Here is a 13,450-nt window from a genome sequence, read left to right as displayed (position 1 = left end):
GGTTTATACTCGCCGCATAAAGCCATCACCGCGTTCCACAAAGGTTGACTCAATGTCCATGCGTAACGATGCCAACGACGATTTCGATGATGTACCGAGCCTGCGCGCCGACAGCCTCGACGATGATTTTCCACCCACCGTGCGTACCAGCGTGCACTCGCGTCCGGCGCCGGTGGTGAAGGTCAAAAGCGCCAGCACCGGCCCGTTATGGGCATTGGTTGGCGCGTTGTTTTTTGCGTTTGCCGGTTTGGCCTGGTGGAGTTTTCAGCAGATCTCGCTGATGGAGCAGCAGCTGGTCGCCACCCAGGAAAGCTTCGCGCGCATCAGTGAGGAAGCGGCGGGGCGCTTGCAGGACATATCCGGCAAGGTCGTCGCCAGCCAGACCAACGTCACCAGTGACAGCGAAGCGCTGAAACTGCAAATCAAGGACCTCGAAACCAAACTGCTGGACCAGAGCAAACAGCAGCAGGGTGTCGTCGGCCAGACTACCGATCTGGACAAGCGTCTGGCGCAGATGACCGCACAAACCAGCGAGCTGGATAAACGTCTTGCGCAACTCACGGCCCAGAGCACCGAGCATCAGGCGGCCAATACTCAATTGCAGGCGCAGCTCAAAGCCTTGAGCACAGAGTTGACCGCCCTGAAAAGCGCGCCGGACGACAGCAGCAAATTCGACGCACAGCTCAAAAGCCTCGGCGCCGATATCGTCGCGCTGAAAAAACAAGGCAACCCGAGCGCCGCGATCGAGCGTCTGGAACAAGACATGATTGTGCTCAAAAGCGAGCAGGAAAACCGCCCGGCCGCCGCGCCCAGCGCCGGTAACACTGCTGAATTCGACGCGTTTCGCGGCCAGGTCACCCGCAACATCAACACCTTGCAGGCGCAGATCCAGAACCTGCAACAGCAACTTCGCGCCCGGCAGTAATTCCAGCCACGTGTAGCTGAATGCTCGTACATCCCCCATAGCCGTCTACGCTCTTGAAACACCGACAAGAACGAGGAATGCACGATGGGGGTTCTGCACAAACTGGCCTTACTGGGCGGGATGCTGTTGCTGTGTCTGGGGCAGGTTCACGCCGCCACGGCGGAAAAGGATGAAGGCCAGGCCGCCAAAGCCTTGCTGGAAAAAGCCCTGGCTTACTACCACGACAATGGCGACAAGGCTTTCGCGGCGTTCAGCCGTCAGGGCGAGTTTGTCGACAAGGATCGCTACGTGTTCGTGGTCGATACCAAGGGCGTGATGCTCGCCAGCGGTGGGCCGTCGGCCGCTTTGATCGGGCGCGATGTCACCGAAACCCTCGGGCCGGACTTGCAGAAAGCCTTCAAGGACGCCTTGAAAGTGCCGGAAGGCAATGGCATCCAGCAGGCGGAATACCGCTGGCAGAACTGGTCTGACGGCAAGGTCGAGCGCAAACATGTGTTCTATCAGCGCGTCGGTCAGCGGATTCTTGCGGTGGGTTATTACCTGCCCCGGGCGTCGGCGGAGCAGGCCATGGCGCTGCTGAACAAAGCCGCGACCGATCTGGCCAAGGACGAGAAGGGCACACTGACCGCGATCAATTCCCTCAAGGGCGGTTACTTGCAGGATGACCTGTACGTGTTCGTCGTCGACCTGGATACCCAGCGCTACGTGGCCCACGGCACCAACCTGCGGTTGATCAACACCGATTTCGGCAAAATCAAGGACCCGGAGGGCAAACCGGTGGGCGAGCCGATCCTGGCGTTGATGGCCAAGCAGGATTATGGCGAATATGAGTACCGCTGGAAAAACCCGGTGACCGGCAAGGTTGAGGACAAGCATGCCTACCTGAAGAAGGTCGGGCATTTTCTGGTGGCAGTCGGGTATTACAGCCCTTGAATCTTCGGTGCCGGTAATGGCCCCTTCGCGAGCAAGCTCGCTCCCACAGTGGATCTTTGGCGTTCACATATTTTGTGTATGACATAGATCAAATGTGGGAGCGGGCTTGCTCGCGAATGCAGGCAACTCGGTGTATCTACCGAACCTTATCTTCCCGCCCCCGCAACAACATATTCGGCATCGCCACCGCCGCCGCCAGCCCCAGCAGCGACACCGCCGCACTCACCATCAGCAATTGCCTGAACGTCAGCAACAACTCGGCGCGCAAGGCGTTTTGCGCATCCCCCGGCGCAGCGTTCAAACCGTCGAGCAAGACATTGCCCGAACTGCCCTCGGCCATCAGCGACGAACCGGCCATGTGCGCGAAGCTCGAATCCTGCAACAACGCCAGCAGCAACGCCGACATCAACGCCACCCCCACCGCGCCGCCCAGCGAGCGGAACAGGTTGGTGGTGCTGGTAGCGACGCCGATATCGCGCTGTTCCACCGAATTCTGCGTGCCGACCAGTGACGTCGGGAATTGCATGCCGCTGGCGATCCCGCACAGCAACATGAACAGGCTGCTGAGCACGAAAGCCTGGGGGGGGCTGAACGCCATGCCCAGAATCGCCATCGGCATCAGCGCCGCGCCGGTCAGGATCATCGGTTTGTAGCGCCCGGTCACCGAGGTACGGCGGCCGGCAAAGTACGCACCCATCGGCAATCCCATCGCCAGCGGCAACAGGTGCAACGCGGCGCTGTCGGCCCCGGCGCCGGTGACGCTCTGGAAACGCAGCGGCATCAGCACGATCAGCGAAATCGCCTGGAAACTGGTGAAGAAAATCGTGCACCAGCAAAAAATCGCATTGCGGTTGGCGAACAGATGCATCGGCAGCAACGGCTCCCGAGCCCGACGCTCATGCCAGACGAACACCCCAAGAATCACCACCGCGCCGGCAAACAGCCCCAGCACTTCAGCGCTGCGCCACGAATGCCCCTGACCGACCTGGGTAATACCCAACAACAACGCGGTCAAGCCGATGATCATCAGTAACGTGCCAAGGTAGTCGATGACCGGTTTTCGCTGCGGCACCGGCAGCCCGACCAACGTACGATTGGCCACCAGCCAGGCGCCGAGGCCCAGCGGCAGGTTGATCAAGAACACCCAGCGCCAGGACAGGTACTCGGTCATGTAACCGCCCAGTACCGGGCCGGCCACGCTGGCCACCGCTTACATGCTGCTGAAATAACCCTGATAACGACCGCGCTCCCGGGGCGGGACGATGTCACCGATGATCGCCTGACTGACCGAAATCATCCCGCCCGCACCGATGCCCTGGATGATCCGCGCCAGCACCAATTGCTCCATGCTCTGGGCCAAACCGCAGAACAACGAGGCGAGGGTGAACAGCCCCATGCCGAACAGCATCAGCTTGCGCCGACCATACAAATCGCCGAGCTTGCCGTAGATCGGCACTGCCACCGTCATCGCCACCATGTACCCGGAAATCACCCAGGCCAGCAGGCTGACATCCTTGAACCGGGCAGAGATCGCCGGCATCGAGACGGCAACAATGGTCTGGTCCAGCGCACCGAGAAAAATCGCCAGCATCAGGGCGATCAGCACGCTGCGAATGGCCGGTTTGGGCGTGTCAGGCTGGTTGAGATTGGTCACGGTAAAACCTGCGGGCAGAGATGGACCCGCAAGGCGCACGGCGAGCGGGGATGCTCGCCAGTGTAAGTCGATAGCAAGCTATTCGATAGCCTCGTACGCAAGCCCGACGTAATTTTCCGCAATGGTTTTTCTGCCCGCTTCGGAACTGACAAAGTAGTCCAGCTCCGACTCGCTGATGCGCTGACTGAACGCGTCGTGGTCGTCGAAGCGGTGCAGCATCGAGGTCATCCACCAGGAAAACCGCTCGGCTTTCCACACCCGGCGCAGGCAGATGCCGGAGTATTTCTCCAGCCAATCCACGCGTCCTTCCCGATAGACCTTCAACAGAATATTGAACAGCGTGCTGACGTCACTGGCGGCCAGGTTCAAGCCCTTGGCCCCCGTGGGTGGGACGATGTGCGCGGCGTCGCCGACCAGAAACATCCGCCCGTATTGCATCGGTTCGACCACAAAGCTGCGCAGTGGCGCGATGCTTTTTTCGATGGACGGGCCGGTCACGAGGTTATTGGCCAACGCTGGCGGCAGGCGCAATTTCAACTCGTCCCAGAAACGCTGATCCGACCAGTCTTGCACCTGATCCTCGGCCGGCACCTGAAGGTAATACCGGGTGCGGGTCGCCGAGCGCATGCTGCACAGGGCAAAACCGCGCTCGTGGCGGGCGTAGACCAGTTCTTCGTGCACCGGCGGCGTGTCGGCGAGGATGCCGAGCCAGCCAAACGGATAGACCCGCTCGAACACCTTGAGGCAGTCGTCGGGGATCGACTGGCGCGCCACTCCGTGAAAACCGTCGCACCCGGCGATGTAGTCGCAATCGAGGCGATACGCCTCGCCGTCCTTCTCAAAGGTGATGAAAGGTTCTGCGCTTTTCATCCCGTGCGGCATGACATTGACGGCGTCGTAAATTGTCCGTGCGCCGGCCTCCCGACGAGCGGCCATCAGGTCGCGGGTGACCTCGGTCTGGCCATACACCATCACGGTTTTGCCACCGGTCAACGCCTGCAGATCGATGTGTACCTGACGGCCATCGAGTGCCAGTTCGAAGCCGGTGTGCACCAGCCCTTCGGCGTCCATCCGTCGACCTGCACCGGCCTGACGCAACAGCTCTACCATGCCGTGTTCAAGGACCCCGGCACGGATTCGCCCAAGCACATAATCCGGGCTTTGCCGTTCAAGAATGAGGGTGTCGATGCCGGCGTTGTGCAGCAATTGGCCGAGCAGTAAACCGGCAGGGCCGGCGCCAATGATGGCGATTTGGGTTTTCAGCGTTTTCATTGTTGTTATGACTCGCAAGCTCCACGCGACCACGGCCGGTGAATTATTTTTATGGATCGAGTGCTTGCATTTTTCCCTTGCGAGTCGGTCAATTGAAGGTGAAAACTGAGCCGATACCTGTTCTTTCTGCCAATCGGTGCGATTATCGCCCGTCACCCCCCGAGGCCTGGATTGAAGTGATGAACAAGCCTGACCTGCCTTCGATTCCAGTGTTCAAGCTCTACGGTGAAAGCCTGGACTGGCCGACCCCCGACTTGCTGCACTGCGAAACCATTTCCAAACGCAGCCGCGAACACCAATGGGAAATCAAACCCCACCGCCACGCCGATTTGTGCCAGTTACTCTTCGTCTTCAAAGGTCAGGCAGAGCTTGAGATCGAAGGTAAACGCACACAACTGTCCGAGCCGACCGTGCTGATCCTTCCGCCGTTGTCGGTGCACGGTTATCGATTTTCCGAGGACGTCGAAGGGTTCGTCCTGACGCTCGCCGCGCCGCTGATCGCCCACCTGCAATCGCAACTGGGCAACTCGGTGAACGCGCTGGCTCAGGCTGAAAGCTACCCGGCAGGCAAGGACGGCGACTACCTCAACAGCCTGTTTTCAGCGCTGCAAGATGAATACACCGGCCACCAGTCGGCACGTGAAATGCTGATGCATTCACTGGTCAGCGTGATCATGGTCTGGGTCAGCCGGCAGGTAATTTCTCGCCGCAACGCCAGCCAGCGTCCGCAGCGTGCCAGGGAATACCTCAACGGGTTTATCCAACTGGTGGAAGAGACTTACCGCCAGCACGTCAAGGTCGAAGACCTGGCGCATCGGCTGGGGATTTCCGTGTCCCACCTCAACGGTACGTGCCGTGAATTGGCGGGGCAACCGGCGTTGCAGATCATGCACGAACGGCAGTTGCTGGAGGCCAAGCGCTTGCTGACCTACACCAGCATGACCATTTACGAAATGTCCGACGTGTTGGGATTTTCCGATCCGACCAACTTCACGCGCCTGTTTCGGCGTCGCGTGGGGATTTCGCCCAAGGCGTTCCGCGACCGCTTGAAGGCCGATCAGGACAACGAGGCCTGATCCCCTGGGTCAACGCAGGGCATTAAGGGTCGCGTTGTGGGGGATGCAGCGTTCGAAGTTGCAACTCGCAAATTCGCGGGGCAGTTGCCGTGCCTGCTCGACCCGCCAGGCCGCGGTGCCGTACAGCGCCAGCGTCACCGCGCAGGTGATGAAAATGGTGAGGTATCTTCTTGTTTTGATGTTCATGGCGTGGACCTCTGAACGAAATACCCTTGGGTATTACTTTGAGCATAGGTCAGCGCCGGTGAGTTGCCACCCATGCGGCATCGCATTTACCCCGGTATTCAGAACACTGATGCGCCCCTTGTAGGAGTGAGCCTGCTCGCGATGGCGGAGTGTCAGGCAACAATGATGTCGACGAGTCCACCGCTATCGCGAGCAGGCTCACTCCTGCAGGGGGACGGTGTTACAGGTCGACATCCCACTCCGGTTCTTCCGGGAATCTTGTAACAAGGAAATCCAGCAGGCTGCGCAGCGCCGCCGGCATGTGTTTGCGTGATGCATACACCGCGTAGATATTCATCTGCCGGGGTTCGGCCCGGGGGAGCAGGCGGATCAGTTCGCCGCTGTGAATATGCACGCCTGCCTGATAACTCGGCAGCATCGCCACCCCGGCGCCGGCGATGGTTGCGCGCAGCAAGGTACTGGCTTCGTTGGCGCTGATGTTGCCCTGCACCGGCACCGAGACTGGTTCGCCGTCCTCCTCGAAATGCCAAAGGCTTTTGCCGAAGTACGAATGGGTCAGGCAATTGTGCTGGCTCAGGTCCTCCACCCGCTGCGGCACCGGATGTTCGCGCAAGTAGGCAGGGGAGGCGCAGATCACCGACCGGCAGACCGTCAGCCGCCGGGCGATCAGGTTCGGGTCCAGGTCGTTGCTGGTGCGGATCGCCAGATCGATGCGCTCATCCACCAGATTCACGGTGCGGTCGAGCATCTGCAGGTCGATGCTGACGCCGGGGTATCGTTTGACGTAGGCCGCCATGGCGTCCGCCAGTTGCGCCTGGCCAAACGAAGTACTGACACTGATGCGCAGTAACCCGCGCGGTGCATCGTCTGGCTCGCTGACGGCGGCTTGCATGTCGGTGGATAAGTCGAGCATCTGCCGACAGCGGGGCAGCATTTCGGTGCCGGCGGCGGTCAAGCTCAATTTGCGAGTTGTACGGTGCATCAGCCGGGCGCCGACCCAATTCTCCAGTTCTGCCAGATAGCGTGAAACCACTGGCCGTGACAGGTCCAGATGATCGGCGGCGGCCGACTGGCTACCGAGGTCGACCACCGTGACGAATACGCGCATTGCTTGAAGACGATCCATGATTTGCCCGCTTTCAGAAACAAACTATGTTCAAGCATCGCATTTTTTGTACTGAGTCATGCAACTAAGCTCCCTCCCATCGCCAAGCAAGGCATTCGGATTACGGAGCAACAGATGATCGGTTTCACCACCCTCAAACGTATTTTGCTGGCCACCGCCGCCCTCGGTTTCGCGGCCCACGCAACGGCGGCCTCGACCCTGACCCTGGATGTCTATAACCCCGGTGAAAAAGCTATTTTTCCGGTGACGTCGGTACTGGTCAGCGGTGAGAAAGAAGCGATTCTGGTGGATGCGCAGTTCGGCAAATCCCAAGCCGAACAGGTGGTCGAGAAAATCCGCGCCAGCGGCAAGCAACTGACCACCATCTACATCAGCCATGGCGACCCGGACTACTACTTCGGCCTCGACACCCTGACCGCCGCGTTCCCCAACGCCAACGTGCTGGCTTCGCAGCCGACCGTGGATCACATCAAGCACACCGTCGACGGCAAACTGGCGTTCTGGGGCCCGAAAATGGGTGCTGACGTACCGGCGAAAACCATCGTGCCCGGCGTGCTCAAGGGCGACAGCCTGATACTGGAAGGGCAGAAGTTGCAGGTGGTAGGGCTGGACGGCAAGCAGCCGGACCGCACCTTCGTCTGGATTCCGTCGATCAAAGCGGTTGTCGGCGGGGTGGTCGTGGCAGAAAACATCCATGTCTGGATGGCCGACACGCAAACCCCGAAGTCCCACGCGGATTGGTTGACTACGCTGTACGCCATCGAAGCCTTGAAACCGAACACGATCGTGCCGGGTCATTACCTCGGTGACAGCGCCCGCTCGTTGGCGGCTGTGAAGTTCACCGCGGATTACATCAAGGCGTTCGACGAAGAAACCGCCAAAGCCAAAGATTCCATCGCACTGATGGCCGCGATGAAAAAAAGCTTCCCGACGCTGGGTGAAGAAAGCTCGCTGGAGCTGAGCGCCAAAGTCGCCAAGGGCGAGATGAAGTGGGGTGAATGAGGTTACGGGGCAACGGGACTCCTGTGGCGAGGGGGCTTGCCCTTGTTGGAGTGCGAAGCGCTCCCCTTCGTTGTGTCAGGCACACCGCATTCTCAGGTTTTGCAACTGCTTCGTCGCCGAACGGGGCGATGCGGCGTTCCGACAAGCCCCCCTCGCCACAAATGAGTATTGCTAACAGCTACATCCAAGCCAACTGGAGAACGTCATGAGCAAAATCGCAATCATCGGGGCCACAGGCCGGGCCGGCAGCCAATTGCTGGAAGAAGCTCTGCGTCGTGGTCACAGCGTCACCGCCATTGCCCGCGACACGTCGAAAATCGACCAGCGTCCCGGTGTGGTCAGCAAGAATGTCGATGCCCTTGATGGCGAAGCGTTGCAAGCCGCTGTGGCGGGTCATGACGTGGTGATCAGCGCCGCGCATTTCTCGACGCTGCCCGCCGCTGCGGTGATCGGGCCGGTGAAAAAGGCCGGGGTGAAACGTCTGCTAGTGGTCGGCGGTGCCGGTTCTTTGTTGTTGCCGGACGGAACTCGAGTGATCGACAGCAAGGATTTTCCCGAAGCGTACAAGGCGGAGGCGGGTGCCGGGGCGTTGTTCCTTGAGAACCTGCGTCAGGAAAAGGACCTGGACTGGACCTTCCTGTCACCGTCGGCGGAGTTTGTCGAAGGCGAGCGCACGGGGGTGTTCCGTATTGGCCAGGATGATTTGCTGGTGAGCCGGGAAGGGCGCAGCTGGATCACGTTTGCCGATTATGCGATTGCGCTGATCGATGAAGTGGAAGCGCCGAAGCACTCTCGCCAGCGGTTTACGGTCGGTTACTGAGTTCACTGAACCCTGTGGGAGCGAGCTTGCTCGCGATAGCGGAGTGTCAGGCAACGATGATGTCGACTGATCCACCGCCATCGCGAGCAAGCTCGCTCCCACAGGGGATTGCATCAAGGCTCCAGAGGGCTAACGCGCCTGAGCCTGCTCCACCAACCACCCCAATAATTCCTGCAACTTCGGCGAAGGTGCCGGCTTGTTCGGCAATACCAGGTAATACGCCAGTCCCGTTTTTACCTTCAACTCAAACGGCATGACCAGCCGTCCGGCGCTCAAGTCATCGCCAATCAACGACCAGTCGCCAATCGCCACGCCCGTTCCCTGTGACGCCATCGACATCGCCAAATCCAGGGTTTCAAAGTGCTGACCCTTGCAGACATTGTTCAGCCGAACATTGGCCGTGGCCAGCCAGGCTTTCCAGTCCCGTTCATCACGGGTGGGGTGCAGCAGCATGTGTCGCTGAAGGTCTTCAGGTGTCTGCAACGGCACCGGACCTTCGAGCAGCGGTTTGGAACAGACCGGCGTCAAGATTTCCTCAAACAGGCGTTGCGACGTCAACGTACTGTCCGGTGGCACACCATACATCACCGCCGCATCGAACTGCTCACGATGAAAATCAACACCGTGCTTGACCGTGGTGGTCAGCTCCACCGGCACGTCCGGACGCTCCCGTTGCCACTGCAAAAGACGCGGCAACAGCCAACGCATGACGCACGTCGGTGCTTTGAGTTGCAAGGTCTCGCGCTTCTCGCCGATCTGCTCGACCGCCTCATCGATCAGGCCAAAAATCTGCTGCACCCGTGGCAGCCATTCCCGTCCTTCGGCCGTCAGATCGAGGCCGCGAGCCTGGCGGATGAACAGCTCATAACCGAGGTGATCTTCCAGCCCGGCGATCTGCCGGCTCACCGCGCCTTGGGTGATGTGCAGCTGTTCGGCGGCCCGGGTGAAGTTGCAGCACTGCGCGGTAATCAGAAAAGTGTACAGCGCCGGCAGAGGAGGCAGTCGTTTCATTGAGATCCAAGGTATGACGTAAGGACATGGCTAGTATGACTTTTTATCCATTGTTGCGGCTACGTGTCGCCCGTTCCAATGAGGCCATCCCTGGACCTGCCCACTCATCATAAACACTGCGCAGGCCCGGCGTCTCAAATGAACAAGAAGGGCAAAACACAATGGCGACGTGCGGCGAAGTATTGGTCAAGTTACTCGAAGATTATGGGGTTGAGCAGGTGTTCGGCATTCCCGGGGTTCACACCGTGGAGCTGTATCGCGGGCTGGCCCGTTCGAGCATCAACCACGTCACTCCGCGTCACGAACAGGGCGCCGGTTTCATGGCCGACGGTTATGCCCGCACCAGCGGCAAACCGGGTGTGTGCTTTATCATCACCGGCCCAGGCATGACCAACATCACCACCGCGATGGGCCAGGCCTACGCCGACTCGATCCCGATGCTGGTGATCTCCAGCGTGCAATCGCGCAGCCAGTTGGGCGGCGGTCGCGGCAAGCTGCATGAACTGCCGAACCAGGGCGCGTTGGTCGCCGGTGTCGCGGCGTTCTCCCACACCCTGATGTCGGCCGCCGAATTGCCGGGCGTGCTGGCCCGTGCCTTCGCACTGTTCCAGGCCGGCCGTCCACGTCCGGTGCACATCGAAATTCCCTTGGACGTGCTGGTTGAAGAAGCCGATGACCTGCTGACCAGCGTACCGGTGAACATCGACCGCGCCGGTGCATCGCCGACCGCCGTTTCGCGCATGACCGAGTTGCTGGCCGGCGCCAAGCGTCCGCTGATTCTCGCCGGTGGCGGGGCCATTGATGCCGCCGCCGAACTGACTGAACTGGCCGAACTGCTGGACGCGCCGGTGGCCCTGACCATCAACGCCAAAGGCATGCTCGAGTCCAATCACCCGCTGCTGATCGGTTCGACCCAGAGCCTGGTCGCGACCCGCGCACTGGTGGCCGAAGCCGACGTGGTACTGGCAATCGGCACCGAGCTGGCCGAGACCGACTACGACGTCACCTTCGCCGGTGGTTTCGACATCCCGGGCCAGCTGCTGCGCGTGGACATCGACCCGGACCAGACCGTGCGCAACTACCCGCCGCACGTGGCGCTGGTGTCCGACTCGCGCAACGCCGCCCAGGCCTTGCTCAGTGCGCTGTCCCACAAGACCGTGGCCGAGCGTCGCAACGATTGGGGCCACGTCCGCGCCACCCGTTTGCGTGAAGAACTGGCCCAGACCTGGGATGTCCCGACCCTGGCGCAAACGCTTTTCCTCAAAACCGTCCTGCACGAGTTGCCGAACGCTGTGTTCGTCGGCGATTCGACCCAGCCTGTCTACACCGGCAACCTGACGTTCAACCCCGAGCGCCCGCGTCGCTGGTTCAACTCGTCCACCGGTTACGGCACCTTGGGCTACGCCCTGCCGGCGGCGATTGGCGCCTGGCTCGGCGGCAGCGTCGAAGGCGGTTCGCGTCCTCCGGTGGTGTGCCTGATCGGTGACGGTGGCCTGCAATTCACCTTGCCGGAACTGGCCAGTGCCGTTGAAGCGCACACCCCGGTGATCGTGCTGCTGTGGAATAACCAAGGTTACGAAGAGATCAAAAAATACATGGTCAATCGCGCCATCGAACCGGTCGGCGTCGACATCTACACCCCGGACTTCATCGGCGTGGCCAAGGCACTGGGCTGTGCAGCCGAAGCCATCAGCGGCGTCGAGCAACTGCGCACCGCGTTGCGTACCGCGGCCGATCGTCAAGGCCCGACCCTGATTGAAATCGATCAGACCCAGTGGATGAAGGCGGTGTCGAAATGACGTTCCCAACCACGCTCGACGGTCTGTTCATCAACGGCCAATGGTCGGCCGGCAACGAACACTTGCGCGTGATCAACCCGGCGACTGAAGCCTTGTTGACCACCGTCAATGGCGGCGATGCACAGTCTGTCGGTCACGCCGTGAGCGCGGCCACCCACGCTTTCGGCGCCTGGTCGAAAACCACCGGTGCCGAGCGCGGCGCGATCCTGCGCAACATAGCGGTGGGCGTGCAGGCGGGTCGTGAAAAACTGATGCATTTGCAGTCGAGCAACAACGGAAAACCGTTGTTCGAAGCCGCCATTGACGTCGATGACGTGATCGCCACCTTCGAGTACTACGCCGGTCTGGCCGAAGGCCTCGACGCCAAGCAAGACAGCCCCGTTGAATTGCCGAGCGACGATTTCAGCGCACGCCTGCGCCGTGAACCGGTCGGTGTGGTCGGCCTGATCGTGCCGTGGAATTTCCCGATGGTCACCACCGCGTGGAAACTCGCTCCGGCCCTGGCCGCCGGTTGCTGCGTGGTGCTCAAACCTTCGGAAGTGACACCGCTGCCGGAACTGGAATTGGCGTCGATTATCGCTCAAGCCGGTTTGCCGGCTGGCGTTTTCAACCTGGTGTGCGGCACCGGTCTGGCCGTGGGTGCGCCGCTGTCGGCGGATCCACGCATCGCCAAGATTTCGTTCACCGGCAGTAACGCGGTGGGCGTGCAGGTCATGCAACGCGCGGCGGAAACCGTCAAAGGCGTGAGCCTGGAACTGGGCGGTAAATCGTCGCTGCTGGTGTTGGCCGATGCTGACGTCAACCTCGCGGTAGAAGTGGCCTGCGGCGGCGGTTTCTTCAACGCCGGGCAAATGTGTTCCGCCACCAGTCGCGTGCTGGTCGCCGATGAACTGGCCGATGAGTTCCTGCTGCGCCTGAAGGCGCGCGCCGAAGCCATTCGCGTGGCCGACCCGTTTGATCCGGCCGTGGAAATGGGCGCACTGGTCAATCAGGCGCAATACCAGCGTGTGCTGGGCCACATCGATCGAGGTTTGAGTGCTGGCGCCAAGCTGATCTGTGGGGGCAATCGCCCGGCCGATCTGCCTCGCGGATATTTTTTGCAACCGACAATCTTCACCGAAGTGCCCCTCGACAGTGCGCTGTGGTGTGAAGAGATTTTCGGCCCGGTGATCTGTGTGCGCAGTTTTGCCTCTGAAGCCGAGGCGATTGCCCTGGCCAACGACAGCCAGTTCGGCCTGGTGGCCAGCGTGGTGACGAGCAATGCCGAAGCCGCTGATCGGGTCGCCAACGCTTTGCAGGCGGGCCTTGTATGGATCAACGCACCGCAGGTGATCTTCCCGCAGACCGCCTGGGGTGGCTACAAACAGAGCAGCATCGGCCGCGAATTGGGGCCATGGGGCTTGCAGGCTTTCCAGGAAATCAAACACGTGATTCGGGCTGTCTGACGGCACGAAAAGGGTGAGCGCATGCCTCGTGGTGAGGCATGCGCTGGCGTCATGGCTTCAATGAGTTTTTATCGATAGTCAGGTGTTTTACACGACCTCAGGATGAACTCGCTGGCTGAGCCAAACCCCCGAGAATACGGGGGCTAATGCTGATTCGGTCGCGTGGTGCAACAGTTTCGACCTGCCTTATACCTACAAAAA

Annotated in this window: 11 protein-coding genes and 1 pseudogene; 7 read left to right on the top strand and 5 right to left on the bottom strand. The window is 60.6% G+C overall.

What is annotated here, in order from left to right:
• The first annotated feature begins 52 nt into the window (after nucleotides 1-52).
• Nucleotides 53-925 (top strand): ATPase, encoded by an 873-nt coding sequence (locus NL116_RS24755; RefSeq protein ID WP_494374448.1) that lies wholly within the window; start codon nucleotides 53-55, stop codon nucleotides 923-925.
• A gap of 84 nt (nucleotides 926-1,009) precedes the next feature.
• Nucleotides 1,010-1,858, top strand: a complete 849-nt coding sequence (locus NL116_RS24750; RefSeq protein ID WP_494374447.1) for a cache domain-containing protein — start codon at nucleotides 1,010-1,012, stop codon at nucleotides 1,856-1,858.
• A 136-nt stretch (nucleotides 1,859-1,994) separates the two neighbouring features.
• On the opposite strand, the pseudogene NL116_RS24745 reads toward NL116_RS24750, so the two are convergent.
• Both NL116_RS24745 and pobA read right to left on the bottom strand, forming a co-directional pair.
• A pseudogene (locus tag NL116_RS24745) lies at nucleotides 1,995-3,512 on the bottom strand (MDR family MFS transporter).
• Between the two features lie 78 nt (nucleotides 3,513-3,590).
• Complete coding sequence (gene pobA / locus NL116_RS24740; protein ID WP_494374446.1) at nucleotides 3,591-4,784, bottom strand: 4-hydroxybenzoate 3-monooxygenase; 1,194 nt, start codon at nucleotides 4,782-4,784, stop codon at nucleotides 3,591-3,593.
• 179 nt (nucleotides 4,785-4,963) lie between these two features.
• Here pobA and NL116_RS24735 point away from each other — a divergent pair, with 179 nt between their 5' ends.
• Entirely contained in the window at nucleotides 4,964-5,860 is an 897-nt protein-coding gene (locus NL116_RS24735) for a helix-turn-helix domain-containing protein (RefSeq protein ID WP_494374445.1), read from the top strand.
• Nucleotides 5,861-5,869: 9 nt separating this feature from the next.
• Here NL116_RS24735 and NL116_RS24730 read toward each other — a convergent pair whose 3' ends face one another.
• Both NL116_RS24730 and NL116_RS24725 read right to left on the bottom strand, forming a co-directional pair.
• On the bottom strand, nucleotides 5,870-6,046 hold the full coding sequence (locus NL116_RS24730) for a hypothetical protein (RefSeq protein WP_170219114.1): 177 nt from the start codon (nucleotides 6,044-6,046) through the stop codon (nucleotides 5,870-5,872).
• Between the two features lie 220 nt (nucleotides 6,047-6,266).
• Entirely contained in the window at nucleotides 6,267-7,172 is a 906-nt protein-coding gene (locus NL116_RS24725; protein ID WP_494374444.1) for a LysR family transcriptional regulator, read from the bottom strand.
• Nucleotides 7,173-7,286: 114 nt separating this feature from the next.
• On the opposite strand from NL116_RS24725, the gene NL116_RS24720 reads away from it, so the two are divergent.
• Together NL116_RS24720 and NL116_RS24715 are read left to right on the top strand one after the other, a co-directional pair.
• Nucleotides 7,287-8,174, top strand: coding sequence for an MBL fold metallo-hydrolase (locus NL116_RS24720; protein ID WP_494374443.1), 888 nt, complete (start codon nucleotides 7,287-7,289; stop codon nucleotides 8,172-8,174).
• 205 nt (nucleotides 8,175-8,379) lie between these two features.
• Nucleotides 8,380-8,994, top strand: coding sequence for an NAD(P)-dependent oxidoreductase (locus NL116_RS24715; RefSeq protein WP_494374442.1), 615 nt, complete (start codon nucleotides 8,380-8,382; stop codon nucleotides 8,992-8,994).
• Nucleotides 8,995-9,123: 129 nt separating this feature from the next.
• Here NL116_RS24715 and NL116_RS24710 read toward each other — a convergent pair whose 3' ends face one another.
• Entirely contained in the window at nucleotides 9,124-10,005 is an 882-nt protein-coding gene (locus tag NL116_RS24710; protein WP_494374441.1) for a LysR substrate-binding domain-containing protein, read from the bottom strand.
• A 161-nt stretch (nucleotides 10,006-10,166) separates the two neighbouring features.
• Here NL116_RS24710 and NL116_RS24705 point away from each other — a divergent pair, with 161 nt between their 5' ends.
• A complete protein-coding gene (locus NL116_RS24705; protein ID WP_494374440.1) occupies nucleotides 10,167-11,804 on the top strand; it encodes a 5-guanidino-2-oxopentanoate decarboxylase in 1,638 nt (545 codons plus the stop codon).
• Entirely contained in the window at nucleotides 11,801-13,249 is a 1,449-nt protein-coding gene (locus tag NL116_RS24700; RefSeq protein ID WP_494374439.1) for an aldehyde dehydrogenase family protein, read from the top strand. The genes NL116_RS24705 and NL116_RS24700 overlap by 4 nt, the downstream gene beginning before the upstream one ends.
• The last annotated feature ends 201 nt before the right edge of the window (nucleotides 13,250-13,450 follow it).

The organism is Pseudomonas sp. FBCC-B1667 (assembly GCF_059133255.1).
This window is presented reverse-complemented; position numbering and strand designations above follow the sequence as displayed.